Consider the following 25,576-nt stretch of genomic DNA (forward strand, 5'->3'; position numbering starts at 1 on the left):
GCTGGGCTCAGTCGGCGGGTACGACGGTGACCGGCACGGCCGGGTCGCCGGCGGAGAGCTTCAGCCCCTCCCACGGGATGGAGATCAGGCACTCCCGCAGGTGCTCCCGCGACTCGTCGAGGGTGGGCAGCGCCACCGGTTCGCCGTCGACCACGTACGAACGCTGGAGCAACCGGTCGTTGGGCTGCCGGTCCGGCACGCCCTGCGGGCAGATGACCTCCTCGGTGGCGGTGCCGGTCGGCTTGTGCCGGCGGACCGCGACCTTCCGGCCGCCGATGGTCGCCTTGTGCTCGGAGCGCTTCACCACCGCCCGTCCCTCGACCTCGACGAGCTTGTAGACCAGCCCGGCGGTGGGCGCTCCGGAGCCGGTGACCACGGCCGTGCCGGCGCCGTACATGTCCACCGGTTCGGCGGCCAGCGCGGCGATCGAGTACTCGTCCAGGTCGCCCGAAACGATGATCTTGGTCTCGGTGGCGCCCAGCGAGTCCAGCAGTTCCCGGGACTGCTGGGCGATCACCGCCAGGTCGCCCGAGTCGATTCGTACCGCCCGCAGCTCCGGCCCGGCCACCGCGATCGCGTTGCGGATGCCCTGGCTGATGTCGTACGTGTCGACCAGCAGCGTCGTGTCCTTGCCCAGCGTGGCCACCTGCGAGGCGAACGCGGCCCGTTCATCGTCGTGGAGCAGCGTGAACGCGTGCGCCGCCGTGCCCGCCGTGGGGATGCCGTAACGCGCACCGGCGGCGAGGTTGGAGGTGAACCGGAAACCGGCCAGGTACGCGGACCGCGCCGCGGCCACCGCCGCCTCCTCGTGCGCCCGGCGCGATCCCATCTCGATGAGCGTCCGGCCGCGTGCCGCGGTCACCATCCGGGCCGCCGCGGCCGCCACCGCGCTGTCGTGGTTGAGCACGGAGAGCGCCAGCGTCTCCAGCACCACGCACTCGGCGAAGCCGCCGGAGACGGTGAGGATCGGTGAACCGGGGAAGAACAGCTCGCCCTCGGCGTACCCGTCGATGTCGCCGGTGAAGCGGTAGTCGGCGAGCCAGGCAGCCGCCGCGTCGTCGACCACCCCCGTCCGGCGCAGGAAGTCGATCTCCTCCGGGTCGAACCGGAAGTCGCGGATCAGCTCGATCAGCCGGGCCGTGCCGGCGACCACGCCGTACCGGCGTCCGGTCGGCAGCCGGCGGCTGAACACCTCGAAGACGCAGCGGCGGTCGGCGGTGCCGTCCTTGAGGGCCGCGCTGACCATGGTCAGCTCGTAGTGGTCGGTCAGCAGCGCGGGGCGGAGGGTGCTCACCGCCCCAGCCTAAGGTTCAGCTCCCGTCGCCGCCCTCGTGGCCCGGGATCGATCGCAGCGCCGCCCACAGCTCGGCCCTGCCGGTCACGCCGAGCTTGGCGTAGATCCGCTGGAGATGGTTCTCCACCGTTCGTGCGGACAGGTAGAGCCGCTCGGCGATGGCCCGGCTGGTCGCGCCGTGCGCGGCGAGCCGTGCCACCTGCCACTCCCGCTCGGTCAGCACCGGCGCCCCGGCGTGCAGCGCCGGCGTGCGGATCAGGTCGCAGCGGCTGAGCAGCCCGGCGAGGCGTTCCCGGGCGTCGCCGGCCGCCGCCGAGTGCTGCTGGCGCAGCCGGTGCAGGGCCTGGGCGGTGGCCTCGGCGGCGTACACATGCAGCTCCAGCGCCGAGTAGTCGTCGGCGACCGCGAGCAGATCCGTGGCGGAGTCGGTCACCGCCGCCCGCGCATGCCGGGCCAGCAGCGGCGGAAGCACACCGTCGACCTGCTCGGAGAGCTCGGCGAGGCGCTGCGCGACGGTGCGCCGACCGCCGTCGGAGCAGGTGGGCCCGACCGGCGCGCCGGCCTGATCCAGCCGGACCAGGTCGTGCAGGACGTGCACCTCGTGCCCGGCGAAGCCGTCCCCGCGCAGCCGGTCCACCAGGTCGTTGAGCTGTTTGATCGCGCCCGGCAGGTCGCCCGAAGCGGCGAGCACCGCGCCCCGGGCCTGCTCCAGCCACGGGTAGAGCACCGCCATGCCCGGTGCGTGGGTGCTGTCCGCCTCGGCCATCGCCTCGACGGCCTGCGCCGCGTCGCCGCGCAGCGCCGCCGCCTGCGCCCGTTCGGCCTGCGCCAGACCGGCGTAGACGCGACTGGTGGCCAGCACCGCGCAGGCGCCGAGCGACGTCCGCATCGCCGCGTCGCTCTGCCCGCGCAGTCGGGCCGCGTACGCCTGGAGGATGGCCAGGTATCCGGTGCCGAGCCGGAAGTCTCCCGCACCCGCGAGGTCGGCGAACTCGTCGGCGACGATCGCGTCGATGCCGGCCAGGTCGCCGGTGAGCATGAGCCGGGTGCCCCGGGCCAGCTCCAGGGCCAGTTGCAGGTACGGCATGTCGGTACGCCAACTGGCCGCCGCGGAGTGCACCTGGGCGATCGCCGTACCGCTGCGGGTCAGCTGGCCCTGCGCAGCCTGGACGTACGCGATGGTGCTGCGGGCCAGCTCGCGGGCGGCGACGCTGGCTGCCGGCCGGTCCAGCACCCGCTGGCTGAGCCGGACGGCGGTGGACGTGTCCAGCCGGTGCAGTCGCATGATCGCCTCGAAGGCGTGCACCCGGGCGCGGTCGGCGGAATCGCTGAGCTGCTCGACACGGGACGCGATCTCCTCCACCGTGGACTCGCGGCTCAGCCCCCAGTAGCTGACCATCCCTCGCACGGTCAGCCACCGGCAGAGTCGCCGCTCGTCGCTCGGGTCGGGGCTCACCGCGTCCAGGACCTCGATCGCCTCGTCCGGCCGGTCGGCGAACATCAGGATGGTGGCCAGCAGCTCCGCCGCGTCCGAGCCGCCGTCGGCGTCCAGCGCGGCGCGGGCCAGCCGGGTCGCCAGTGGCACGTCGTAGCGGGTGAACGCCTGCACCGCCGCGTCCACCAGCAGGGCCGGGTCCTGCGCGGTGCCCGAGTCGAGCCGCCACACCGCGACCCGCAACAGGTCGTCGCGGCGGCGCTTGCCGACCCGTTCGAGCAGCTCCGCGAGGCTCGCCTGGAGCCGCCGGGTGCGACTGACCGGGCAGCGCCGGCGCATCACCTCCCCGTAGAGCGGGTGGGCCAGCCGGACGTTGGTGCGCCGGTCGTGCTGCACCACGCTGATCAGCCCACGTTCCTCGGCGGTCTCCACGTCGGCCGGGACGGCCGCCTGGTTGAGCAGGTGCAGGCCCAGGGGCTCGCCGAAGGCGACCAGCTCGACGACCGCGCGGACGCCGTCGGTGAGCTGCCCGACCCGGGTGTCGATCAGATCGGTCAGGTTGGGCGCCAGCTCCAGCCGCCCGGTCCACTTCCAGATGCCGTAGGTGCGTTTGAGCTCCGCGCTGCCGTTGGCGGCGTGCACCAGCTCGCGCAGCAGCAGCGGGTTGCCGGCCGACAGTCGACCGAGCCGGTCGGCGGAGCCGGCGTCGACCGGACCACCCAGGATCGCCGCCAGCAGCCCGGCGGTCTCCGCCGGTGGCATCGGGGTCAGCTCGACGTGCTCGACCAGATCGTCGGTCCAGAGTGCGCGGATCGGCAGCGGGATCTGCTCGCCGTCGCGCAGGGTGCCGACCACGGTGGCGTTCTCCGCACGGGCGACCAGGTGCACCAGCGCCGCGGAGGGCGGGTCGAGCAGGTGCGCGTCGTCGATGGCGAGCACGATCCGCCGGCCGGCGGCCTGCTGTTGCAGCACGCCCAGCGCCCAGCGCAGGATGCCGGCGGGCGAGAGGCCCTGGGGTTGCTCGGCGGGGAGGACCTGCACCAGCCCGCCGAACGGCAGCGCCGCCGTGGTGGCGCTGGCCGCGATGGTCCAGATCGCGTACCGGTCGGTGGGCAGCGTGCTCAGGCCCTCGCGCAGCAGCCGGCTCTTGCCGATGCCCGCGCTGCCGCTGAAGAAGAGCCCTCGGCCGGCCTCCCCGGTCACTGCCGCCAGCAGGCGGTTGAGCTCGTCGGTTCGGCCGACGAACTGCCATCGACTCATGTCCGCAGCATATCCATCGAAACCTGTCCGCGCCCGCACCGTCACGCACCGAAGTTGAGTAATCTCGTGATTACCGGTGAGTATTCGAAGTGTTCCGCCCGGTCACCGGGCCGCCCGTAGTCTTCCGGCATCCGGGTACCGTCACCGGAATTTCCACGCGACCGGACACCCGGTCGCCTGCACCGGGAGGCCACCCGATGAAGCAGGGCCCTCTCCCCTCGGTTGACTCGCCGGGCGACATGGCCGGCCCAGCTGACCTGCCGCGCTGCGGCCCGCTACCCACCCGGATCGGGGTGACGGGCCCCGCTCCGGAGGAGCCGCTCGGCGTGGTCGCCGTCGGTCCCGCCGGTGCCGAGCGTCGCGGGGTGCTCGCCACCCTGCTCGGGCTCGACCCGGTCATGCTCACCGTGCCGGCCGGCAGTTGGCTCGTGGTGAGACACGCCAAGGCGCCCACCCGTGCGGCGTACGTGCCGGGCTATCGCCAGCCGCACTCCTACGGCGCGGACCGGGACGCCGCCGGTCCGGCGCTGGCCCGCCCGCCCCGGCGGGTCGAGCTGAGTGTGCCCGAGCCGCTGCTGCGGCACTTCACGCTGGTCGACACGCCGGACACCGGGACGCTCGGCGTCGCTGGCGGCCGGGTGCTCCTCGACGCCGTGGGCCGGGCCGGCGCGCTGCTCTTCGTGATCGCGGCCGATCAGGCGTTCACCGCCGCGGAGCTGAACCTGCTCGCCGAGGTGGCCCCGGCCCCGGTGAAGGTCGTCTTCGCGGTCACCCCCGGCGCGGCGGGCTGGGCTCCGCTGCCCGACGGCGCGGCGACGACGGAGGACGCGGGGGCGTCCGTCCCGCCCGCACGCGGTGTGCCGGGGAACGTGGACCCGGTCGCGGTGACCGTGGCGGCGCACCGCGCGGCGCTGCTGGCCGCGGTGCCTTCGCTGGCCGGCGCGCGGTGGTTCCCGGTCGACGACGCCGAGTCCGCCGCCGACCTGCGTCGGGCGCTGGTGGGTTGGGCGGCGCACGAGGGGTTGCAGCGGGCCAGCGCGGATCCGCCGGTGCTGCCGGGTCAGCACGACCGGGTGTCCGTGGTGTCCGACCCGGGGGACTGGTCCGAGCAACTCGACCGCCAGACCCGCTCCTGCGCACAGCGGATCCGCCAGCACCTCGCGCTGGAGTTGGCGAACGCCCACCTCCGGGTGGTTCAGGAGATCGTCTTCGGGGTCGGCTGCGCTGGCCTGCCGGAGTTGCTGGACCGGGAAATGGCGGCGCTGTCGCTGTTGGCCACCGCGCAGTGCGACCACGCGGTGCGGGGCATCGTGGCGGACGCCGCGGCCCGGGTGCTCGGCGCGCCACCCGCCGAGGGTGTGCGCCGCCGGATCGCCACCGCCGTGCAGTACGGCCTGACCGATCACCGGCCCGGCCGCGACCTGGACAAGGTGCTGTTGATCACCAGCACTGGCGGCGTGGCCTCGCTGACCGGCTCGGAGGCGATCGACGCGCTCGACGGCTATCCGCGGGCGTTCCGCGACGAGGTGCTCCCGCCGGTCGCGGTGGCGCTCTCCGGCGGGTGCTGGCAGCAGTGGCGTACGCCCGGCAATGACGACCACAACGCCGCGCGGGCATGGTCTCAGCGGGCGTTGCGGGAGGTCGAGCTGGGGCTGTCCCGGGAGGTTTCCCGACGGTTCGAGGTGATCCGCCTCTCGCTCGGCGCGGTGCTCTCCGATGCAGTCGATCACGGCATCCTGCTCGCCTGACGGCGTGGCTGTGCCCTGCTCCGGCCTCGTGCGGCACCTCGCGTCCGACGGCGTTCGGGGCGAGGCCGGTGAGGCTGGGTTGGGTGATCCTCGCCGGGCCGGCGTTCCGGTTCCTCGGTTCCGGGAAACCGGTGGCACGATGGGGGGCATGGCGGCTCCGCAGGTTGCACCGGTCGAGACGCCGGCCACCCACGAGGTGCCGGCGTCCGAGCGGCAGTGGGTGACGATCGTGTGGGACGATCCGGTCAACCTGATGACGTACGTGACCTGGGTCTTCCAGAAGCTCTTCGGCTACAGCCGGGAGAAGGCCGAGGAGCTCATGCTGGACGTGCACCACAAGGGCCGCGCCGTGGTCTCCACGGGCGCACGGGAGCGGATGGAGCACGACGCGTCGCAGCTGCACGCGTACGGGCTGTGGGCGACGGTGGACCGCTCGTGAGCGCGAGGAGTGAGCCGGTCCTGCGAGCCCCGCAGTCGCGAACAGGGTGTGCATCGTGAGCATGTTCCGCCGCCAGGCCGGTCGTTACGTCGCCACCTTCGCCGTCGACGAGGTGCGGGTGCTGCGCAAGGTCGCCTCCGAGGTGGTCGGTCTGCTCACCGACGGCTTCGATCACACCGACCCGGTCGTCGGCCGGCTCTTTCCGGCGGTCTACCCCGAGGACGCGGCCGGCTCCGCCGAGTTCCGTCGCTACACCGAGGGCGACCTGAAGACCGCGAAGATCGATCAGGCGGGGGCCATCCTGGCGGCTCTGCCCGACGAGGCGGGCGGCGAGGTGCGGCTGGACGCCGAGGCGGCCGAGGCGTGGCTGCGGGCGCTGAACGACGCCCGGCTGGCGATGGGCGTCCGGCTGGAGATCAAGGACGGCACCGACCTGGGTGAGGAGCTGGACGACGCGGTCGCCGAGGACCCGGCCTCCAGTCGGGTGTTCCAGCTGTCGGTCTACGCGTACCTCGGATATCTGCAGGAGTCGCTGCTCAACGCCCTGATCGACTAGGGCGTGACCGGCACCACTTCAGGGCGGTACCCGGCAGGCGTTAGGCTGGTGCACGTGCTGAGCATCGACCGGTCGATCATCGACGCGATCGTCGCCCACGCGCGCCGGGACCATCCAGACGAGGCGTGCGGCGTGGTCGCCGGTCCCGTCGGCAGCGACACCCCGACCCGGCACATCCCGATGGACAACGCCGCTCGGTCGATGACGTTCTACGAGTTCGACTCGATGGAGCACCTGCGGGTGTGGCGGGAGATGGACGACCGGGACGAGGAGCCCGTGGTCATCTACCACTCGCACACCGCCACCGAGGCGTATCCGTCGCGGACGGACGTCTCCTTCGCCGGCGAGCCGGGCGCGCACTACCTGCTCATCTCGACCCGCGAGCCCGACTCCGAGGAGATCCGGTCGTTCCGGATCGTCGACGGCGTGGTGACCGAGGAGCCGGTTCGGATCGTGGAGGCCGGGGTCGACCCGCACGCCGTCCAGTCCTACATGTTCGGGCAGAGCCCGGCGACGGTCGACTACGAGTGTTCCGGCCGCTGATCCGTCAGCGTCCGCACCCGTTCCGTCCCGTCACCCTTGGCACACCCGAATGAGGAGCACGACATCATGGCCATCGAGGTTCGCATCCCCACCATCCTGCGCAGCTACACCGGCGGCGCGAAGGTCGTCGAAGGTTCCGGCGACACCCTGAGCGACCTGCTCGCCGACCTGGACTCCCGGCACGCGGGGCTCCGCGGCCGGCTGGTCACCGAGGCCGGCGCGCTGCACCGTTTCGTCAACGTCTACGTCAACGACGAGGACGTGCGCTTCCTCGGCGCGCTGGACGCCAAGCTCTCCGACGGCGACAGCATCACCATCCTGCCGGCCGTGGCCGGCGGCGCGTTCGGCTTCGCGGCGGCAGCGGCGATCAGCCAGCACAGTGCCGCGGCGGTCCGCCGGCAGAGCGCGACGGCGGTTGACGGCGACGGCCGTCGCGGTGCCGTCGCCGCCCGCTGAGGGCGGCCACCATGGCGCGGTACGACAGCCTGCTCGACGCCTGCGGGGGCACGCCGCTGGTCGGCCTGCCCCGGCTCTCTCCGACGGTGCCCGAGGGGGCCCCGCCGGTGCGGCTCTGGGCGAAGCTGGAGGATCGGAACCCGACCGGCAGCATCAAGGACCGGGCGGCGCTGTTCATGGTCCGCGCGGCGGAGGAGGCCGGGCGACTCCGGACGGGTGACACCATCCTGGAGCCGACCAGCGGCAACACCGGCATCTCGCTGGCCATGGTGGCGAAGCTGCGTGGCTACCGGCTGGTCTGTGTGATGCCCGAGAACGTCTCCACCGAGCGGGTCCAGCTGCTCCGGATGTACGGCGCCGAGATCATCTTCTCGCCGGCGGCGGGTGGCTCCAACCAGGCCGTCGCCACCGCCAAGCAGATCGCCGCCGAGCACCCCGACTGGGTGATGCTCTACCAGTACGGCAACGAGGCCAACGCCCGGGCGCACTACGAGACGACCGGGCCGGAGTTGCTGCACGACCTGCCCACGATCACGCACTTCGTGGCCGGGTTGGGCACCACCGGCACCCTGATGGGTACTGGACGCTACCTGCGGGAGAAGGTCGACGGCATCCAGGTCGTGGCCGCCGAGCCGCGCTACGGCGAGGTGGTCTACGGCCTGCGCAACATCGACGAGGGGTACGTGCCGGAGCTGTACGACGCCTCGGTGCTCTCCCGGCGCTTCTCGGTCGGCACGCGGGACGCGGTGCTGCGTACCCGGCAGCTCGTCGACGTGGAGGGCATCTTCGCCGGCTTCTCCACGGGCGCCATCCTGCACGCCGCCCTCGCGGTGGCGCACGAGGCGGTCCGCGACGGCCGCCGCGCCGACGTGGCCTTCGTGGTCTGCGACGGCGGCTGGAAGTACCTGTCCACCGGCGCGTTCGGCGGCACGCTGGCCGACGCCGAGGATGCCCTGGAGGGGCAGCTCTGGGCCTGACCCGATGTGGTCTTCGCGTACGGGCCGTCGACGCGCATGTCGACGGCCCGTAGGCTGCTCGCAGCGCCGTGAGCGGGTGTCACGTTCGTGACAAGTTCCGTTGGATGATTCTTGCTGCCGCGTACCCCAGCGTAGGCTGCGCAGCGTGGCGTACGCGTCGGTAGAGATCATGGCTGAGACGACGGCCGGCACCGATGCTACTGACAGTGACAGCGAGACAACTCGATGCGACTGACTGTCCTGGGTAGCGCCGGCAGCTTTCCCGGCCCCGAGTCGCCGTGTTCGGCCTACCTCGTCGAGGCCGACGGCTTCCGACTGCTGGTCGACTTCGGCTCAGGTTCTCTGTCCAGCCTCCAGCGGTACGCGGGGCTGCACGCCCCGGACGCGATCCTCCTGACCCACCTGCACTGCGACCACATGTTCGACGCCGTGCTGTACGTGGTGGTCCGTCGGTACGCCCCGGACGGCCCCTATCCGGCGCTGCCGGTGTACGCGCCCTCCGGCGCTCCGGACCGGCTCAGCGCCGCCTACGGCGACGACGGCACGGTGGAGGACGTCTACCAGTTCTACGCCCTCGAACCGGGCACCTTCCCGATCGGCCCGTTCTCGGTCACCGTCGACCGGGTCAACCATCCCGTCGAGACGTACGGCGTGCGGCTGGAGCACGACGGCCGGTCGCTCTGCTACTCCTCGGACACCGCGCCCTGCGACGCGCTGCTGCGGCTGGCCCAGAACGCCGACGTCTTCCTCTGTGAGGCGAGCTACCTCGACGGCGTGGACAATCCACCGGATCTGCACCTCACCGGCCGGGAAGCCGGTGAGGCGGCGACCAAGGCAGAGGTCGGTCGGCTGCTGCTCACCCACCTGGTGCCCGCCTGGGGCAGCGAGGCGCACACGTTGGAGTCGGCGGCGTCCGCGTACACCGGGCCGCTCGAGGTGGTCCGGGCCGGCGCCAGCTACGACGTCTGACCCGGCTCGTCCCCGAGGTTCGGGGGCACCCCAGGGCAGGTGCGGCGCCGTACCGCATAGGGTGCAGGCATGGCGCGACCTGACGGGCGAGGGCCCGATCAACTTCGACCGGTGACCCTGACCCGGGGCTGGAGCACCCATCCGGAGGGCTCGGTGCTCGTCGAGTTCGGCGGCACCCGGGTGCTCTGCACGGCGAGCGTCACCGAGGGGGTGCCCCGCTGGCGCAAGGGCTCCGGGCTCGGCTGGGTGACCGCCGAGTACGCGATGCTGCCCCGGGCCACCAACACCCGCTCCGACCGGGAGAGCATCAAGGGTCGGGTCGGTGGCCGGACCCACGAGATCTCCCGGCTGATCGGCCGCAGCCTGCGCGCCTGCATCGACCTGAAGGCGCTCGGCGAGAACTCGGTGGTGCTCGACTGCGACGTGCTCCAGGCCGACGGCGGCACCCGGACGGCCGCGATCACCGGCGCGTACGTGGCGCTGCACGACGCGGTGGGCTGGTTGGCCGCCCGCAAGGCGTTGGCCGGGAAGCCGGAGAACGTGATGCACCGTTCGGTGGCCGCGGTCAGCGTGGGGATCATCGCCGGGGAGGCGCGGCTCGACCTCTGCTACGAGGAGGACGTCGCCGCCGAGGTGGACATGAACGTGGTCTGCACGGGCGCGGGCGACTTCGTCGAGGTGCAGGGCACCGGTGAGGCGGGCGTGTTCGCCCGGGAGCAGCTCGACACCCTGCTCGACCTGGCCGTCGCCGGCTGCGCCGAGTTGGCCGAAGCCCAGCGGAAGGCACTGTCATGAACAAGGTCCTGCTCGCGACCCGCAACCGTAAGAAGTTGGTGGAACTCCAGCGCATCCTGGACGCTGCGCTCGGCGCGCATCGGATCGCCCTGCTCGGGCTGGATGACGTCGAGCAGTACGAGGAGCTGCCGGAGACCGGCCTGACCTTCGGCGAGAACGCGCTCATCAAGGCGCGGGAGGGCTTCCGGCGTACCGGGTTGCCGACCATCGCCGACGACTCCGGGCTCGCGGTGGACGCGCTCAACGGCATGCCGGGGGTGTTCAGCGCCCGCTGGTCCGGCCGGCACGGCGACGACCAGGCCAACCTTCAGCTGGTCCTGGACCAGATCGCCGACGTGCCCGAGGAGCAGCGGGCCGCCTCGTTCGTCTGCACGGTGGCGCTGGTGCTGCCCGGTGGCAAGGAGCACCTGGTCGACGGCCGGCAGTCCGGGCGGGTGCTGCGTGCCCCGCGCGGCGACGGTGGCTTCGGCTACGACCCGATCTTCCTGGGCGACGGGCAGGACCGGACCAACGCCGAGCTGACCCCGAATGAGAAGGACGCGATCAGCCACCGCGGCAAGGCGCTGCGCGAGCTGGCCAAGCTGGTCGCGAAGGTGCTGCCGCCCAGCCAGGCCTGAGGCCGGGACGGTCCGGTCTGCGCCCACGGGGTGGCCGGGCGATCGGACGATGGCATGTACTGAGTCCGGGAGCCCGGGCATCCGGGTCGGCAGGCGGGCGAGGAGACGGGATGGCGTGGGCCGGTAGGCGCGGTGTGCTGGCGGCACTGATGGGTCTTGCCCTGCTGGCCGCCAGCGGTGGTGTCCTGGCCTTCTCGACCAAGACGCCGGAGGGCGAGGCGGCCGGCGCGTGGGTCGTGGAGCCCATCCCGCCGGCGCCACCGCTGATCGAGTCGCGCGACGCCCGCAGTGGTTTCGTCCACCCTGGCGTGCTGGTGCGCAGCGAGCAGTTGAACTTCGTGAGCCGGAAGGTCAGGGCTGGTGAGGAGCCCTGGCGCTCGGCGTGGCTCGCCATGCAGCGCAGCCAGTACGCCGAGCTGTCCTGGCGCCCCCGGCCGGTGCCCGTTGTGGACTGCGGGTTCTACTCCCAGCCGGACAGCGGATGCACCGCCGAGGCCGAGGACGCGGTGGCCGCGTACACCCAGGCGTTGATGTGGTGTTTCACGCGTGACCGCAGGTACGCGGAGAAGGCCATCGACATCCTGGACGCGTGGTCCGGCGTGCTCAAGAAGCACACCAACTCCAATGCGCCGCTGCAGGCGGGGTGGGGCGGGGCGACGTTCGCGCGAGCCGCGGAGCTGATCAAGCACACCTACACCGGCTGGCATCCGGACTGGTTGGCGCGTACGGAGCGGATGCTCCGCACCGTCTACCTACCGACGGTGCTCGCCGGCACGAACGCCTCCAGGGCGGGCAACTGGGAGCTGATCATGCTCGACGCGGCGGTCGGCATCTCGGTCTTCCTCGACGATCGCCCGTCGTTCCTGAAGGCCGTCGAGAGGTGGCGGCTGCGGCTGCGGGCGTACGTCTATCTGAGTGGCGACGGACCCCTGCCGTACGCGCCGCCCGGTGATGCCCTCACGACGCCACAGCTGGTCCAGTACTGGGGCGGGCAGACCTTGCTCGTCGACGGGTTCGCCCAGGAGACCTGCCGGGACTTCCTGCACACCGGGTGGGGTCTCGCGGCGGCGGCGCATGTCGCCGAGACGGCGTGGATCCAGGGGCGGGACCTGTACGCCGAGGCACGGGAGCGGCTCACCCGTGCGCTGGAGTTCCACACCGGCTTCGAGCTGGGCAAGCCGGTGCCGCCGTGGCTGTGCGGCGGCAAACTCGTCACCGGGCTGGCGCCCCCACCCGAGATCGCCCTCAACCACTACGTCACCCGGATGAAGATCGACCTGCCGAACACCCGGCGCGTGGTGGAGGCCGACCGGCCGGCCGGGCCTCCGGCCTACTTCTTCGCCTGGGAGACGCTGACCCACGCCGGTAACCCGAACTGAGCCCGCGGCGGCTCTCCCGTCCCCGCGCCCGGCTCTGTCCACTGTGTCGTAACTTCCTCCGGGCTGACCCGCACTGCGCGGTCCGTTGACCGTCCCCGGATGGAGTAAGGGCGTCACGGCCGTATACCCTCGCCGTCGCCGCCAGTGCATGGCGGTGTGGCCGGTACGCGCCACCCTTACCCCTACCGCCGTGGTGAGGCACAGTGAGCGACTCGAAGCCGACGACTCGTGGGCTGCTACGGCCGGAGATCCAAGCACTGCGGGCGCTCGCGGTCCTCCTGGTGCTGCTGTTCCATTTCTGGCCGCACCGGATCCCCGGCGGATACGTCGGTGTCGACGCCTTCTTCGTGATCAGCGGCTTCCTCATCACCGCGCACCTGGTGCGGGAGGTGGAGCAGTCCGGCTCGGTCCGCCTCCGGGCCTTCTGGGCCCGCCGGATCCGGCGTCTGCTGCCGGCCTCTCTGCTCGTCCTCGTCGCGACGGCGGTGGGCGTCTTCATCTGGGTGCCGCAGCTCTACTGGCCGCAGATCCTCCGTGAGATCGCGGCGGCGACCATCTACGTCGAGAACTGGCAACTGGCGCACGACGCCGTGGACTATCTCGCCGCGGAGAACGTCCGGTCGCCGGTGCAGCACTACTGGTCGCTCTCGGTGGAGGAGCAGTTCTACCTGGTCTGGCCTCTGTTGATCGTGCTCGCGGTGGTGATCGCCGGCCGGCTCCGGCGGACGGACCCGATGCGCGCGATCCGGGTCACGCTCGCCCTTATCGTCGCGGCCTCCTTCGCCTACTCCGTCTACGAGACGTCCGCGAACAGCGCCGCCGCCTACTTCGTCACGCCCACCCGGGCGTGGGAGTTCGGGGCCGGCGCGATGCTCGCGACCCTGCCGGGACTCGGTCGGTCGGCCGGGGAGCGTACCCGGGCGGCGGTCTCCTGGCTGGGTCTGCTCCTGATCGGTGTGGCCGCCTTCGTGCTCCATTCCGGGACACCCTTCCCGGGCTACGCCGCGGCGCTGCCGGTGGTCGGCACGCTCGCCGCCATCTGGGCGGGCGCTCCCGGCCCGCGCTGGTCTCCTTCCGGGCCGATGGCCTGGGCGCCGGTGCAGAGGCTCGGCGACTGGTCGTACTCCGTCTACCTCTGGCACTGGCCGCCCATCGTGATCTTCGAGCTGACCACCGGCGACCGGATGACCTGGCCGGTGAAGCTCGTCGTCATCGCCGGTGTGGTGGTGTTGGCCGCGCTGACCAAGCGCCTCGTCGAGGACCCGGTACGGTTCGGTCTGTTCACCCGCGGGCGCCGGCTGTGGCCGCAGTACGCGGCCGCGGCGATGTCGATGGCACTGGTCCTGTCCGTCGTCGTCGCCGGAAACCGGCTGCTCGAACAGAGCAGCCAGGCGAACACCTCGCGTCTCGATCAGTTGTTGGCGGCGGGCACGCCGTGCCTCGGGGCGGGTGCCAGGGTCGAGCCGCAGCGCTGCGCGGACGGCGTTCTCGGCCGGGAGCTGTTCCCGGAGATGTCGATGCTCACCAAGGACACCGGCTCCGCGTACCGGTGTTACGACCAGGAGCCGGGCTCCACGCTCACGTCGTGTCGAATCGGATCGCAGCGGCCCGACGCGACCCGGGTCGCACTCGTCGGAGACTCGCACGCGGCGATGCTCATTCCGGCGATCGAGGGTCAGCTCGACGCCCGGAACTGGGCGGTCGACACCTACGTCGCCCGTGGGTGCATCTGGGCGAAGGTGGAGGCCGCAGACCAGTCCGACGCGTGCTACGCGCGACGGCAGGCGATGGCCCAGCGACTTGGTGAGGGCCCGAAGTACGACCTCGTCATCGTCAGCGGGAGGCGGAACGCGAGCGCCGACCCCCGGGCGGCGGGCGGCCAGATCCGCAAGTACGTCGAGGCGTGGCGTCCGGTGTTGGAGCGGGGAACCAGGATCGTCGTGGTGGTGGACAATCCGGGGCTCGGCGCGGCCGACCTCGGCTGCCTGGTCGACGACGCGGCGAACGGCGGGGACCCGACGGGGTGCGCCGTCGACCGGCGGGCCGCGCTCGGCACCCGGGACGCCCTGGAGGAGGCCGCGAAGCGGACCGACGGCAAGGTGCGGATGGTTGATCTCACCGACCTGTTCTGCACCGCGACCCGGTGTCCGCTGGTGATCGGCAACGTCATCGTCTACCGCGACGCGCACCACATAACGGCGACCTACGCGCGCACCCTGGGGTCCCACCTCGTCGAGCGCGTCGCGGCACGCCTCGCGCTGTAGGGGCGAACCGCGACCGGTAGGGGCGGTTCACGTGGAATGCACCGGCGACCGCGGTCACCTCAAACAGATATGACGCTCGCGTATAGTGCCCCGAGGGATAGCGCTGAGAGGATCATGAAATGGACATAATGCCTCGAAAGGCGGCGACTGCCCCGACCGTGGGCAGTGGCCGGCGACTCGGGCGTTATCCGTGGGCCGCCGCCCAGATCATGGCCGTACTCGCCATGGTAATGATCGGCGTGAAATCGTTCTTCGACATTTTCGGCGAAAAGGTAGCGGCGGACACCGTGGACGCCGGCATGGTGGCGACGGTGATTGGCGCCGTTTTCATGGTGGGGTCCTTTGTCGCCCTCGTCGTGGCGATGAAGCGTTTCCCGACGGATCTGGCGCCCTCCATGGTCGCGCTGCTGGTTCTCGGCCTGTTCTCCATCATCGGCCTGCTGGCGATATCCGCGCGGGAGGACTTCCTCCAGATCTTCACCACGGCCGACGTGGTCGCGCTCTTCGGTCCGGACGTCGCGCCGAAGAGCGGGGTCATCACGCAGGGCGCCCAGCTCGCGGTCGGGTTCGCGCCGATCGTGCTGTTGGCGGTCGTGTTCCTCAAGCCGGACTGGTTCTCCGCCGAACGGCTGCGGTGGGTGCTGCTGCTCGTGGTCCTCGGCGCCGTCGCGCATTCCGTGATCGCCTGGCTGCAGGTCGCCGGAGTCGTCCCGTACACCTACTTCTTCAACCTCATGAGCGGCAAGGTCGGACGCGCGTCGGGCGGTTACTTCCACCCGGCATCCCTCGGGCGACTCCTGATTTTCGCGGTGTTCATCCTCTACGCCGCCGGTAACCGGCTACGGCTCAGTCCGGTGGCCCGCTACGCCGCCGTCGCGCTCCTGGCCGCCACCGCGGTCGTCAGCACACACCGGATCACCATCCTCTGTGTGGCGTTGGTGATCGTCGCGTTCGAGCTGCGCCGGCTCCCCGAGCTCCTCCGGCAGATCTCCGACCTGCCGTTCCGCACCGCCGTCTGGGGAGCGGTCGTCCTCCTCGTCCTCGTGGTCCTGGCGGCGATCCGTTGGGGCGCCCATCTGTTGGATCGTGCGCTCTTTCTCGTCACGCAGATCGGCTCACTCAATCCGACCAACGACGAGTTCCTGCACGGTCGAGGGCAGATCTGGTTCCGCGTAGCGGAAGTGTGGCAGGACGCGCCGTGGGACGTCTGGCTCATCGGGCTGGGCTACGAACCCTGGAACACCCACGCCGATCCGTTGCGCGTCTTCGTGGTGTGGGGATTGCTCGGGCTCATTCTCATGACGATTATCTTCGTCAACCTGTGGCGGGTGACGAAGCGGGCCATCGCAGTCGAGGCGAGGTGGATGCTGACCATCCTCTACGTCCTGACCGTCATCTCCGCTCTCACGCAGAAGCCGACCTCGTACTCGTACTTCATGTGGTTGTTCTTCCTCTCCCTCATTCTTCTCGTCCGGTTCTTCCCTCTTTCGAGCACGCCGGTCGGCGCGCCGACCGATGCTGGTGGTGATCACAGATGAGCTCCCCGCTGTTCATTTCGTGGAAGCGTTATCAGCGTCGGTCCGATGTGCTCGCGGAGGCGTTGGGCGCCGAGGTGGCGTGGCGTCCGTCCAAGGCGACGCCGAAGATCCTGCGCCCCTTCGACTACGTCGCCCACACGTGGAACGATCTCAAACTGCTCCGTACGCGTCGGCCATCGTTCGTGGTCGCGCAGGCGCAGCCCCACCTGTCCGCGCTGGCGCCCTATCTCGGCCGGGTTCCGTACATCGTCGACGCCCACAACGGGCAGTTCCAGTCGTGGTGGCGCCGGGTTCCCAGCACCGCGTCGATCCTGCGTGGGGCGCAACTGGTCCTGACCCACACCGAAGAGGCCGACGCCATCGCCCGTGCGGAGTTCCCGGGCCTGCGCACGCTCGTCGTGCACGACCCACTTCGGGAGATCCTGCCGGCCGCACCACGGGGCTGGGTGTTCGTCGTGGCCACCGTCGCCCCGGACGAGCCGATGGACGTCCTCATCGACGCCATCGAGGCGATGCCGGACGTCACCTTCGCGACGACCGCGCCACTGCACCGGCTGCCGCCGCCGCTTCGCGAGCGCGCGGAGCGCCTGCCCAACTTCACCACCCTGGGCTTCCTCGACCTCCCCGACTACGAGGCGGCCGTCGCCGCCTCGCGCGCGGTTGTCGTGCTGACCGACCGGGACGCCACGCAGCCCAGCGGCGCGTGCGAGGCGCTCAGCGCGGGTCGGCCGTTGGTCCTGTCCCGCACCCGGACCACCGAGGCTCTGTTCGGGAGCTTCGCCACGCTCGTCGCCAACCAGAGCGACGCCCTGGTCGCCGGTGTCCGGGAGGCCATCGCCGAGGACCCGGTCGCGGCCGGGCGGATCGCGGCGGCCCGCGAGGCGTGGATGAGTCGCACGGAGGCGGAGCTGGAGATGTTGCGATCGCACGTGCCGGCCAGAGTGACCGCATGACGGTCGGACGATGACCGGAGTCGAGGTGCGGACCGGCACGGCGGCAGGCGGCCGCTCCGGCAGCGGCATGGCGCGCCGCCTCCGCCAGCTGGGCCTGCTCGGGATCAGCCAGGCCGGCGTCACCGTGCTCGCGTTCCTCACCCAGGTGCTGCTCGCCCGTAGCCTGCCCAAGGCGGACTTCGGTGCCTTCATGTCGGTCATGTCCCTGGTCACGTTGGCCGGGCCACTGGCCATCTTCGGGGTCGCCGAGTTCTGGCTGCAACGGTTCGGACGCGAGGGGTCGCGGGCGTTCCGTTGGGTACGCCCGTCCATCGCGCTGGTCACGGTCACGTCCGGGCTGCTGGTCGTCGCGCTCGTCGGCTGGGGACTGCTCGACCGGCATGATCCCGGCACCGGCGACCTGCGGATCGGGCTCGCCCCGATCATCCTGTCGCTCGTCGCCATGGCGCTGTCCGGGTCGGCGCTCCAGCTGCAGGGCGCCTACGGGCGGCTCGCGGCTCTGCAACTGGCGCCGCAGGTCGGTCGACTTGTCGTGGCCGTTCTGACCCTGTCCTTCGGGCTGTCGGCACTCATGGTGGCGCTGGGCTACGCACTCGTGGCCGCCGTCACGGTGGCCATGAGTGTCCTGATGATCGCGCCGTTCTGGTACGGGCGGGCGACGCTGGAGGGCCACCCGCCGGCGCTCCGTCGCCCGACGCGGCCACCCCGGGCCCGCCACCTCGTCGCCGCCACGTGGCTGTTCCTGCTGGGCAGCCTCTTCTACCAGCTCGGCATGCAACTGGGCATCGTCGTCTCCGCGGAGTTTCTGAGCTCGGAGTCCGCCGCGGTGCTCGCCGTGCCCATGACGCTGTTGACCGCGATCTACCTGCTGCCGCGCATCGTCTACCAGCAGTACTTCCTGGCGAAGCTGCACCGGTGGTCCCGCTCCAACCGCAACGCGGTCCTCATCGCGTACCGCGCCGGCACGGTCGGGATGATCGGTCTCGGGTTGCTCCTCGGCGCCGTCGTCGCGCTGGTCGGGCGTTACGCCATTCCGCTGATCTTCGGCGCGGAGTACCGGACCTCCGTACCGGTGATGGCCATCCTCGCGCTGGCGATCCCACTGCGCTTCGGTGCGGCGAGCGTCGAGTCGCTGTTGATGAGCGGCGGCCTGGTGCGGCAGAAGGTGCTGTATCAGGGGCTGGGCTCGCTCGCCTACCTGGCCGCGCTGGCCACCGCGATCCCGCTGTTCGGGGTGGCTGGCGCCGCCTGGGCGACGGTGCTGTCCGAGGCGATCGTTCTCGTGCTGTTCTGGTCCCGAGCGAAGCGCGACGTCGTGGCGGGCGCCGAACTTCCCCCCTGGGCGGAGATCCGGCGGACGGTCCTGAGGAGCTGAGCCGGGGTGACCCAGCGGCCCCGACGTCGGTCGTCGGGGCCGCGAAGGGTCAGGCCAGCGGACCGACCTCGCGTTCGATGGCGGTACGCAGGTCGCGGTCGGACACCGTACGGCGGGCCGCCTCCATGGCCGGGGCGAGGAAGATGTCCGGGCCCGGCTCGCCGGCGAACGCCCGTACCGCCCCGACCGCGGCCCGGCCGGCCGGCGACGGCACCAGCGGCGCGCGCAGCTGAAGGCCGCGCACCGCGGCCAGCAGCTCGACCGCGAGCACGCTGGACAGGTTGTCCAGCACGGTGCGCAGCTTCTTGGCCGCCGCCCAGCCCATCGAGACGTGGTCCTCCTGCATCCCGCTGGTGGGCAGGGAATCCACCGAGGCGGGCGCGGCCAGCCGGCGGTTCTCCGCGACGATCCCGGCCGCCGTGTACTGGGCGATCATCAGCCCGGAGTTGACCCCGGCGTCGGGGGAGAGAAACGCCGGCAGCTCCCGGTTGCGGGCCACGTCCAGCAGCCGGTCGACCCGCCGCTCGGCGATCGCCCCCACCTCCGCGGCGGCGATGGCCAGGAAGTCGGCGGCGAAACCGAGCGGAGCACCGTGGAAGTTTCCGGTCGACTCGACCCGGCCGTCCGGCAGCACCACCGGGTTGTCCACCACCGAGACCAGCTCCCGGTCCGCCACCGTCCGCGCGAACTCCAGCGTGTCCCGGGCGGCCCCGGCCACCTGCGGCGCGCAGCGCATCGAGTACGCGTCCTGCACGGCGTGCGCCAGGTCGTCCCGGTGCGAGTCCATCACCCGGGAGTCCTGGAGCAGCCGGTGGATGTTCGCCGCCGAGGCCGCCTGCCCGGGGTGCGGACGGATGGCGTGCAGCTCGGGCAGGAAGGGCCGCTCGGAGCCGAGCATCGCCTCGATGCCCAGCGCGGCGGTGACGTCGGCCATGGTGAACAGGTGCGCGGCGTCGTCGATGGCCATCAGCAGCATGCCGAGCATGCCGTCGGTGCCGTTGATCAGCGCCAGCCCCTCCTTGGCGGCCAGCTCGATCGGCTTGAGCCCGGCGGCGGTCAGCACGTCCGCCGCGTCCTGGCGCTCGCCGGTCGGGCCGAGCACCCAGCCCTCGCCGAGCAGCACCAGCGCGCAGTGCGCCAGCGGCGCCAGGTCGCCGGAGGCACCCAGCGAACCGTGCTCCGGCACCCAGGGCGTGATGTCGTGGTTGAGCAGGTCGAGCAGTGCCTCGGCGACCAGCGGGCGGACGCCGGAGTGGCCGAGCGCGAGCGAGCGGACCCGTAGCAGCATCATCGCGCGGACCACCTCGCGCGGCATCGGCGCGCCCACCCCGGCGGCGTGCGAGCGGATCAGCGCATGCTGGAGCTCGGCCCGGCGCTCCGGGGCGACGAACGTGTTGGCGAGCGCCCCGAACCCGGTCGACACCCCGTAGACGGGGCGGCCGGACGACTCGATGCCGTCCACGATGGCCCGGCTGGTCGCCATCGCGTCGATGGTGGCCGGGTCGAGGACGACCTTGGCGGTGCCGCGGGCCACCGCGAGCACGTCGGCGGGGGAGACCCCGGTGGGCAGAATGGTCACGGTCGTCATTGCGGAACTCCGTTGAGCAGGACCTGGCGGATCAGTGGAACACCGGGCCGGTAGGCCAGGTGCAGGTACGACGGCGCTTCCAGGACGACCAGGTCGGCCCGGGCGCCGGGGGTGAGCACACCGATGTCGTCGCGGCGCAGCGCCCGCGCGCCGCCCAGCGTCGCGGCCCGGACCGCCTCGGCCGGGGTCATCCGCATCTCGCGGACCGCGAGGGCCACGCAGAACGGCATCGACGAGGTGTACGACGAGCCGGGATTGCAGTCGGTGGCGAGCGCGACGGTGACACCCGCGTCGAGCAGGCGGCGGGCGTCCGGGTACGGCGAGCGGGTGGAGAACTCGGCGCCGGGCAGCAGGGTCGCCACCGTGCGGGTCCCCGACCCGTCGGGGTGGGCGGTACCGGCCAGCGCGGCCACGTCGGCGTCGCTGAGGTGGGTGCAGTGGTCGACGCTGGCCGCGTCCAGCTCCACGCCGAGCCGCACGCCGGGGCCGGGGCCGAGCTGGTTGGCGTGCACCCGCACGCCCAGCCCGGCGGCCTGCCCGCAGGCCAGGATGGCCCGGGCGTGGTCGACGTCGAACGCGCCCCGCTCGCAGAACACGTCGATCCACTTCGCGTGCGGTGCGGCGGCGGCCAGCATCGGCCCGCACACCAGCCCCACGTAGTCGTCGGGACGGTCGGCGTACTCGGCGGGCACCACGTGCGCGCCGAGGAAGGTGGTCTCGGCGCTGGTCTCGGCGGCGATCCGCAGCGAGCGGGCCTCGTCGGCGACGGTCAGCCCGTACCCGCTCTTGATCTCCATGGTGGTGGTGCCCTGCCGCAGCGCCTCCCCGCGCAACCGGCGCACGGTGGCGCGCAGCTCGTCGTCGGAGGCGGCCCTGGTCGCGCCGACCGTGGTGCGGATGCCGCCCCCGGTGTACGGCTCGCCGGCCATCCGGGCGGCGAACTCGGCGGCCCGGTCGCCGGCGAAGACCAGGTGCGCGTGGCTGTCCACGAAGCCGGGCAGCACGGCGGCCCCACCGGCGTCGACCCGCCGGTCGGCGGCGGGCGCGTACGCCGCGGGCCCGACCCAGGCGACCCGGCCCTCCTCGATGAGGACGGCCGCGTTCCGGCGGATGCCCAGCGGGCCCTCGCCGGCGCCGTTGGTGACCAGCTCCCCGATGTTGTCCACCAGCAGGCTGCTCATGAGGGAGTCACCGCCTCGATCGAGGCCGACAGTTCGGCCGGCACGTCCACGGTCAGGTGCCGGCCCTCGGCCACCACCACCCGGCCGTCCACCACGACCTGTACGACGTCCGCCGCCCCGGCCGCGAAGAACGCGCCCACCGGCGGCACCCCGGCGGTGCGGGCGCTGTCCAGCCGTACCGTGACCAGGTCGGCGCGGGCGCCGACGGCGATCCGCCCGGCGTCGGCCCAGCCCAGCGCGGCGTGCCCGGCGGAGGTGGCGGCGATCAGCAGCTCGGCCGGGCTGAAGTGGCCGCGGCGCCGGGTGCGCAGCCGCTCGTCCAGCTCCACCGCGCGGGCCTCCTCGAAGAGGTCGATCACGGCGTGGCTGTCGCTGCCCAGGCTCAACCGGATCCCCGCGTCGGCCATCAGCCGGGCCGGGCCGATGCCGTCCGCGAGGTCCCGTTCGGTGGTCGGGCAGAGGCACACCCCGGTCCGGCTCTCCCCGAGCAGCGCCAGATCACCGCTGGTCGGGTGGGTGGCGTGCACGGCCGTGGTGTCCGGCCCGAGCACGCCGTGCTCGGCGAGCAGCGCGGTGGGCGTACGCCCGTGCACGGCCCGGCACTCGTCGTTCTCGGCGGGCTGCTCGGAGAGGTGCACGTGCAGCGGCGCGCGCCGGTCCCGCGCCCAGTCGGCCACCGTGCCGAGCTGGTCGGCGGGGACCGCCCGCACCGAGTGCACGGCCGCGCCGACCCGCGCGTGCCCGTCCGTCGGCTGGAACGCCGTCGCCCGTTCGGCCCAGCGGGCCGCGTCGCCGTCGCCGAAGCGTCGCTGCGGCCCGGCCAGGTCCCGGCCGTCCACGCCGGCGGTCAGGTAGCAGGTGTCCAGCAGGGTGAGCCGGATTCCGGCGTGCGCGGCGGCCTCGACCAGCGCCTCGCCCATCGCGTTCGGGTCGTCGTAGGCGCCGCCGTCGGGCCGGTGGTGCAGGTAGTGGAACTCCCCGACGCAGGTGATCCCGGCCAACGCCATCTCGGCGTAGACCGCCCGGGCCAGGGCGAGGTAGGTGTCCGGGTCCAGGCGGTCCGCGACGGCGTACATCCGGTCCCGCCAGCTCCAGAAGTCGCCCCGGCCGCCGTGGGTACGCCCGCGCAGCGCCCGGTGGAACGCGTGCGAGTGCACATTGGCCAGGCCGGGCAGCGTCAGGCCTGGCAGTCGGGTCGCGTCCCGCAGCACCTCGACGCCGGCGGCCGGGCTTCCGGCCCCGACGAGTGGCGTGCGCGCCGTGATCCGGCCGTCCTCGACCTCGATCAGCACGTCCGGCGTGGGCTCGGCGTACTCGGGCAGCCAGGCGTACTCGGCCAGCCAGCGGGTCACCGGCATGTCAGCTCCTCAAGGACCCGGGCCAGCGCCACCACGCCGGCGGCGCAGTCCGCGTCGGTGGCCGCCTCGGCGGGGGAGTGCGACACCCCGGTCGGGTTGCGCACGAAGAGCATCGCGGTGGGCAGGTGCGCGGCCAGCACCCCGGCGTCGTGCCCCGCGCCCGTCGGCAGCACCGGCGCCCCGAGCAGCGTGGCCAGCCGGCCGGCCAGCCCGCCGTCGAAGGCGACCAGCGGGGTCACCGACTCCTCGGTCACCGTCACCGCCGTACCGTCGCGGCGCGCCCGCTCGGCGAGCTTGCCCCGCACCGCGTCGACCAGCCCGGTCAGCGTCTCCGGGTCGGCGGCGCGGGCGTCCAGCCAGCCGGTCACCCTCGACGGGATGGCGTTGGTGGCGTTCGGCTCGACGGCGACCCGACCCACCGTGGCGTGCGCGCCGCGCAGCCGGGCCTCCTTGTTGGCCGCCAGCACCGTGAACGCGTAGGTGAGCATCGGGTCGCGGCGGTCGGCCATCCGGGTCGTACCCGCGTGGTTGCCCTCGCCGACGACGTCGAAGCGCCACCGCCCGTGCGGCCAGATCGCGCTGGCCACCCCGACCGGCACGTCGGTCTCGACCAGCGCGCGGCCCTGCTCGACGTGCAGCTCCACGAAGGCGCCGAACCGGCCCAGCAGGTCCGGGCGGGCGCCCGCGGGCTGGTCGCCGAGCGCCTCGGCGAAACTCACCCCGGCCGCGTCGCGCAGCCCGGCCGCGCGGTCGGCCGGCAGCGCCCCGGTGAGCAGCCGCGACCCCAGGCACGGTACGCCGAAGCGCGCGCCCTCCTCCTCGACGAACGCGGCCAGCACCAGTGGTCGGCCCGGCGTGACGCCGGCGGCCCGCAGCTCGTCCACGGCGAGAAACGCGCTGACGATGCCGAGCGGCCCGTCGTACGCCCCGCCGTGCGGCACCGAGTCGAAGTGGCTGCCGGTCAGCACCGCGTCCCCGGCCTCCGGGTCGCCCCAGTGCGCGAACAGGTTGCCGTTGCCGTCCTCGGTGACCGGCAGGCCGCGCTGGTCAGCCTGGGAACGGAACCAGGTCCGCAGCTCGAACTCGGGCGCGGTCAACGCGTAGCGCAGGTAGCCACCGCTGCCGGCGTCCCGCCCGACCGGCGCGATCTCGTCCCACAGCTTCCGGAATCGAACGGCAAGGTCGTCGGTCACGCCGGGCCCTCTGCCATCGGGGTACGGACGCCGGTGCGGGTCGCGACCTCGCGGGCGATGTCGTAGCCGGCGTCGACGTGCCGGATGACGCCCATCGCCGGGTCGTTGGTGAGTACCCGCTCGATCTTCTGCCCGGCGAGGGCGGTGCCGTCGGCCACGCAGACCTGCCCGGCGTGGATGGACCGGCCGATGCCCACCCCGCCGCCATGGTGGATGGACACCCAGGAGGCGCCGCTGGCCGTGTTGACCAGCGCGTTGAGCAGCGGCCAGTCCGCGATCGCGTCGGAGCCGTCGGCCATCGCCTCGGTCTCCCGGTACGGGCTGGCCACGCTGCCCGCGTCCAGGTGGTCCCGGCCGATGACGACCGGCGCGGAGAGTTCTCCGGAGGCGACCATCTCGTTGAACCGCACGCCCGCCCTGTCCCGTTCGCCGTAACCGAGCCAGCAGATCCGGGCCGGCAGGCCCTGGAAGGCGACCCGCTCGCCGGCCAGCCGGATCCACCGGGCCAGCGACTCGTTCTCGGGGAACAACTCCAGGATGGCCCGGTCGGTGGCGGCGATGTCGGCCGGGTCACCGGAGAGCGCCGCCCACCGGAACGGGCCCTTGCCCTCGGAGAACAGCGGCCGGATGTACGCCGGCACGAAGCCGGGGAAGTCGAAGGCCCGCTGGTAGCCGGCGAGCTGCGCCTCGCCCCGGATCGAGTTGCCGTAGTCGAAGACCTCCGCGCCGGCGTCGAGGAAGCCGACCATCGCCTCGACGTGCCGGGCCATGGACGCCCGGGCCCGGTCGGTGAACTCGGCCGGCTTCGCCGCCGCGTACTCCCGGGCGTCGGCCAGGTCCACCCCAACCGGCAGGTACGACAGCGGGTCGTGCGCGCTGGTCTGGTCGGTCACGATGTCGATCGCGACGCCCCGGCTGAGCAGCTCGGGGAACACCTCGGCGGCGTTGCCGACCACGCCGACGGAGAGCGCCCGCCGGTCCCGCTTCGCGGCCAGCACCCGCCGCACCGCGTCGTCCAGCGAGTCCGCCACCTCGTCCAGGTAGCGGTCGTGCACCCGGCGGTCGAGGCGGGTCCGGTCGACATCCACGATCAGGCAGGCGCCGCCGTTCATGGTGACGGCGAGCGGCTGCGCGCCGCCCATCCCGCCGCAGCCGGCGGTCAGCGTCAACGTGCCGGCGAGGGTGCTCTGGAACCGCTTGGTGGCGACGGCCGCGAACGTCTCGTAGGTGCCCTGGAGGATGCCCTGGGTGCCGATGTAGATCCACGAGCCGGCGGTCATCTGCCCGTACATCGTCAGGCCGAGCTGTTCGAGGCGGCGGAACTCCGGCCAGGTCGCCCAGTCGCCCACCAGGTTGGAGTTGGCCAGGAGCACCCGGGGCGCCCACTCGTGGGTGCGCAGCACACCGACCGGGCGGCCGGACTGCACCAGCATCGTCTCGTCCTCGCGCAGGTCGGTCAGCGTGCGGACCAGCGCGTGGTACGACGGCCAGTCCCGCGCGGCCTTGCCGGTGCCGCCGTAGACCACCAGGTCCTTGGGGCGTTCGGCCACCTCGGGGTCGAGGTTGTTCATCAACATCCGCAGGGCGGCCTCCTGCTGCCACCCGCGGGCGGTGAGCTGGCTGCCCCGTGCGGCACGGACGTGCTGGGTCATCTCTGA

Annotated in this window: 21 protein-coding genes; 14 read left to right on the top strand and 7 right to left on the bottom strand. The window is 72.5% G+C overall.

Annotated features, from left to right (window positions below):
- Positions 1–7: 7 nt before the first annotated feature.
- Together EAD98_RS01850 and EAD98_RS01855 are read right to left on the bottom strand one after the other, a co-directional pair.
- Entirely contained in the window at positions 8–1,294 is a 1,287-nt protein-coding gene (locus tag EAD98_RS01850) for a nicotinate phosphoribosyltransferase (RefSeq protein WP_121652344.1), read from the bottom strand.
- 16 nt (positions 1,295–1,310) lie between these two features.
- Positions 1,311–3,989 carry a LuxR C-terminal-related transcriptional regulator gene (locus EAD98_RS01855; RefSeq protein ID WP_121652345.1) on the bottom strand — a complete coding sequence of 893 codons (2,679 nt, stop codon included), beginning with the start codon at positions 3,987–3,989 and terminating at the stop codon, positions 1,311–1,313.
- A 239-nt stretch (positions 3,990–4,228) separates the two neighbouring features.
- Here EAD98_RS01855 and EAD98_RS01860 point away from each other — a divergent pair, with 239 nt between their 5' ends.
- The 14 genes from EAD98_RS01860 to EAD98_RS01925 all read left to right on the top strand — a co-directional run bounded on the left by EAD98_RS01860 (position 4,229) and on the right by EAD98_RS01925 (position 18,598).
- Positions 4,229–5,737, top strand: a complete 1,509-nt coding sequence (locus EAD98_RS01860) for a hypothetical protein (RefSeq protein WP_233578300.1) — start codon at positions 4,229–4,231, stop codon at positions 5,735–5,737.
- A 148-nt stretch (positions 5,738–5,885) separates the two neighbouring features.
- On the top strand, positions 5,886–6,176 hold the full coding sequence (clpS, locus tag EAD98_RS01865) for an ATP-dependent Clp protease adapter ClpS (protein WP_121652347.1): 291 nt from the start codon (positions 5,886–5,888) through the stop codon (positions 6,174–6,176).
- A gap of 61 nt (positions 6,177–6,237) precedes the next feature.
- Positions 6,238–6,732, top strand: a complete 495-nt coding sequence (locus EAD98_RS01870) for a DUF2017 domain-containing protein (protein WP_172899170.1) — start codon at positions 6,238–6,240, stop codon at positions 6,730–6,732.
- Between the two features lie 54 nt (positions 6,733–6,786).
- A complete protein-coding gene (locus EAD98_RS01875) occupies positions 6,787–7,275 on the top strand; it encodes a Mov34/MPN/PAD-1 family protein (protein WP_121652424.1) in 489 nt (162 codons plus the stop codon).
- Between the two features lie 66 nt (positions 7,276–7,341).
- Positions 7,342–7,731 (top strand): MoaD/ThiS family protein, encoded by a 390-nt coding sequence (locus EAD98_RS01880; RefSeq protein ID WP_121652348.1) that lies wholly within the window; start codon positions 7,342–7,344, stop codon positions 7,729–7,731.
- Positions 7,732–7,742: 11 nt separating this feature from the next.
- Positions 7,743–8,708 (top strand): PLP-dependent cysteine synthase family protein, encoded by a 966-nt coding sequence (locus tag EAD98_RS01885; protein ID WP_121652349.1) that lies wholly within the window; start codon positions 7,743–7,745, stop codon positions 8,706–8,708.
- 225 nt (positions 8,709–8,933) lie between these two features.
- Positions 8,934–9,677, top strand: a complete 744-nt coding sequence (locus tag EAD98_RS01890; RefSeq protein ID WP_121652350.1) for an MBL fold metallo-hydrolase — start codon at positions 8,934–8,936, stop codon at positions 9,675–9,677.
- Between the two features lie 69 nt (positions 9,678–9,746).
- The gene (gene rph, locus EAD98_RS01895; RefSeq protein ID WP_121652351.1) at positions 9,747–10,472 is read left to right on the top strand and encodes a ribonuclease PH; all 726 of its coding nucleotides are present in this window, start codon (positions 9,747–9,749) and stop codon (positions 10,470–10,472) included.
- Positions 10,469–11,089 (top strand): RdgB/HAM1 family non-canonical purine NTP pyrophosphatase, encoded by a 621-nt coding sequence (gene rdgB / locus EAD98_RS01900; RefSeq protein ID WP_121652352.1) that lies wholly within the window; start codon positions 10,469–10,471, stop codon positions 11,087–11,089. The genes rph and rdgB overlap by 4 nt, the downstream gene beginning before the upstream one ends.
- 110 nt (positions 11,090–11,199) lie before the next feature.
- Entirely contained in the window at positions 11,200–12,468 is a 1,269-nt protein-coding gene (locus EAD98_RS01905; RefSeq protein ID WP_121652353.1) for an alginate lyase family protein, read from the top strand.
- Between the two features lie 203 nt (positions 12,469–12,671).
- Positions 12,672–14,732: an acyltransferase family protein gene (locus EAD98_RS01910; RefSeq protein ID WP_121652354.1), complete on the top strand. Its 2,061-nt coding sequence runs from the start codon at positions 12,672–12,674 to the stop codon at positions 14,730–14,732.
- Between the two features lie 128 nt (positions 14,733–14,860).
- Positions 14,861–16,270, top strand: a complete 1,410-nt coding sequence (locus EAD98_RS01915; RefSeq protein ID WP_158609757.1) for a hypothetical protein — start codon at positions 14,861–14,863, stop codon at positions 16,268–16,270.
- Entirely contained in the window at positions 16,267–17,223 is a 957-nt protein-coding gene (locus tag EAD98_RS01920) for a glycosyltransferase (RefSeq protein WP_121652356.1), read from the top strand. Before EAD98_RS01915 ends, EAD98_RS01920 begins: the two co-directional genes overlap by 4 nt.
- Before the next feature lie 10 nt (positions 17,224–17,233).
- Positions 17,234–18,598, top strand: a complete 1,365-nt coding sequence (locus tag EAD98_RS01925) for a lipopolysaccharide biosynthesis protein (RefSeq protein ID WP_121652357.1) — start codon at positions 17,234–17,236, stop codon at positions 18,596–18,598.
- 49 nt (positions 18,599–18,647) lie between these two features.
- Here EAD98_RS01925 and hutH read toward each other — a convergent pair whose 3' ends face one another.
- Genes hutH through hutU form a run of 5 tightly spaced genes read right to left on the bottom strand, consistent with a single transcriptional unit; the run spans position 18,648 to position 25,570 of the window.
- On the bottom strand, positions 18,648–20,186 hold the full coding sequence (gene hutH / locus EAD98_RS01930; protein ID WP_121652358.1) for a histidine ammonia-lyase: 1,539 nt from the start codon (positions 20,184–20,186) through the stop codon (positions 18,648–18,650).
- Positions 20,183–21,367, bottom strand: a complete 1,185-nt coding sequence (gene hutI, locus EAD98_RS01935; protein WP_121652359.1) for an imidazolonepropionase — start codon at positions 21,365–21,367, stop codon at positions 20,183–20,185. Before hutI ends, hutH begins: the two co-directional genes overlap by 4 nt.
- Positions 21,364–22,719, bottom strand: coding sequence for a formimidoylglutamate deiminase (locus EAD98_RS01940; protein ID WP_199723252.1), 1,356 nt, complete (start codon positions 22,717–22,719; stop codon positions 21,364–21,366). The genes hutI and EAD98_RS01940 overlap by 4 nt, the downstream gene beginning before the upstream one ends.
- The gene (locus tag EAD98_RS01945) at positions 22,716–23,918 is read right to left on the bottom strand and encodes an allantoate amidohydrolase (RefSeq protein ID WP_121652361.1); all 1,203 of its coding nucleotides are present in this window, start codon (positions 23,916–23,918) and stop codon (positions 22,716–22,718) included. Before EAD98_RS01945 ends, EAD98_RS01940 begins: the two co-directional genes overlap by 4 nt.
- Complete coding sequence (gene hutU / locus EAD98_RS01950) at positions 23,915–25,570, bottom strand: urocanate hydratase (RefSeq protein WP_121652362.1); 1,656 nt, start codon at positions 25,568–25,570, stop codon at positions 23,915–23,917. Before hutU ends, EAD98_RS01945 begins: the two co-directional genes overlap by 4 nt.
- Between the last annotated feature and the right edge of the window lie 6 nt (positions 25,571–25,576).

The organism is Micromonospora sp. CV4 (assembly GCF_003667455.1).
Classification (GTDB): domain Bacteria; phylum Actinomycetota; class Actinomycetes; order Mycobacteriales; family Micromonosporaceae; genus Micromonospora.

Excerpts from the sequence above, each read along its gene's own strand:
- hutU (WP_121652362.1), bottom strand. The coding sequence starts at position 25,570 with ATGACCCAGCACGTCCGTGCCGCACGGGGCAGCCAGCTCACCGCCCGC.
- hutI (WP_121652359.1), bottom strand. The coding sequence starts at position 21,367 with ATGAGCAGCCTGCTGGTGGACAACATCGGGGAGCTGGTCACCAACGGC.
- EAD98_RS01890 (WP_121652350.1), top strand. The coding sequence starts at position 8,934 with ATGCGACTGACTGTCCTGGGTAGCGCCGGCAGCTTTCCCGGCCCCGAG.
- rdgB (WP_121652352.1), top strand. The coding sequence starts at position 10,469 with ATGAACAAGGTCCTGCTCGCGACCCGCAACCGTAAGAAGTTGGTGGAA.
- EAD98_RS01880 (WP_121652348.1), top strand. The coding sequence starts at position 7,342 with ATGGCCATCGAGGTTCGCATCCCCACCATCCTGCGCAGCTACACCGGC.
- EAD98_RS01925 (WP_121652357.1), top strand. The coding sequence starts at position 17,234 with ATGACCGGAGTCGAGGTGCGGACCGGCACGGCGGCAGGCGGCCGCTCC.
- EAD98_RS01905 (WP_121652353.1), top strand. The coding sequence starts at position 11,200 with ATGGCGTGGGCCGGTAGGCGCGGTGTGCTGGCGGCACTGATGGGTCTT.
- clpS (WP_121652347.1), top strand. The coding sequence starts at position 5,886 with ATGGCGGCTCCGCAGGTTGCACCGGTCGAGACGCCGGCCACCCACGAG.
- EAD98_RS01855 (WP_121652345.1), bottom strand. The coding sequence starts at position 3,989 with ATGAGTCGATGGCAGTTCGTCGGCCGAACCGACGAGCTCAACCGCCTG.
- EAD98_RS01885 (WP_121652349.1), top strand. The coding sequence starts at position 7,743 with ATGGCGCGGTACGACAGCCTGCTCGACGCCTGCGGGGGCACGCCGCTG.
- EAD98_RS01870 (WP_172899170.1), top strand. The coding sequence starts at position 6,238 with ATGTTCCGCCGCCAGGCCGGTCGTTACGTCGCCACCTTCGCCGTCGAC.
- rph (WP_121652351.1), top strand. The coding sequence starts at position 9,747 with ATGGCGCGACCTGACGGGCGAGGGCCCGATCAACTTCGACCGGTGACC.
- EAD98_RS01915 (WP_158609757.1), top strand. The coding sequence starts at position 14,861 with ATGCCTCGAAAGGCGGCGACTGCCCCGACCGTGGGCAGTGGCCGGCGA.
- EAD98_RS01920 (WP_121652356.1), top strand. The coding sequence starts at position 16,267 with ATGAGCTCCCCGCTGTTCATTTCGTGGAAGCGTTATCAGCGTCGGTCC.
- hutH (WP_121652358.1), bottom strand. The coding sequence starts at position 20,186 with ATGACGACCGTGACCATTCTGCCCACCGGGGTCTCCCCCGCCGACGTG.
- EAD98_RS01860 (WP_233578300.1), top strand. The coding sequence starts at position 4,229 with ATGGCCGGCCCAGCTGACCTGCCGCGCTGCGGCCCGCTACCCACCCGG.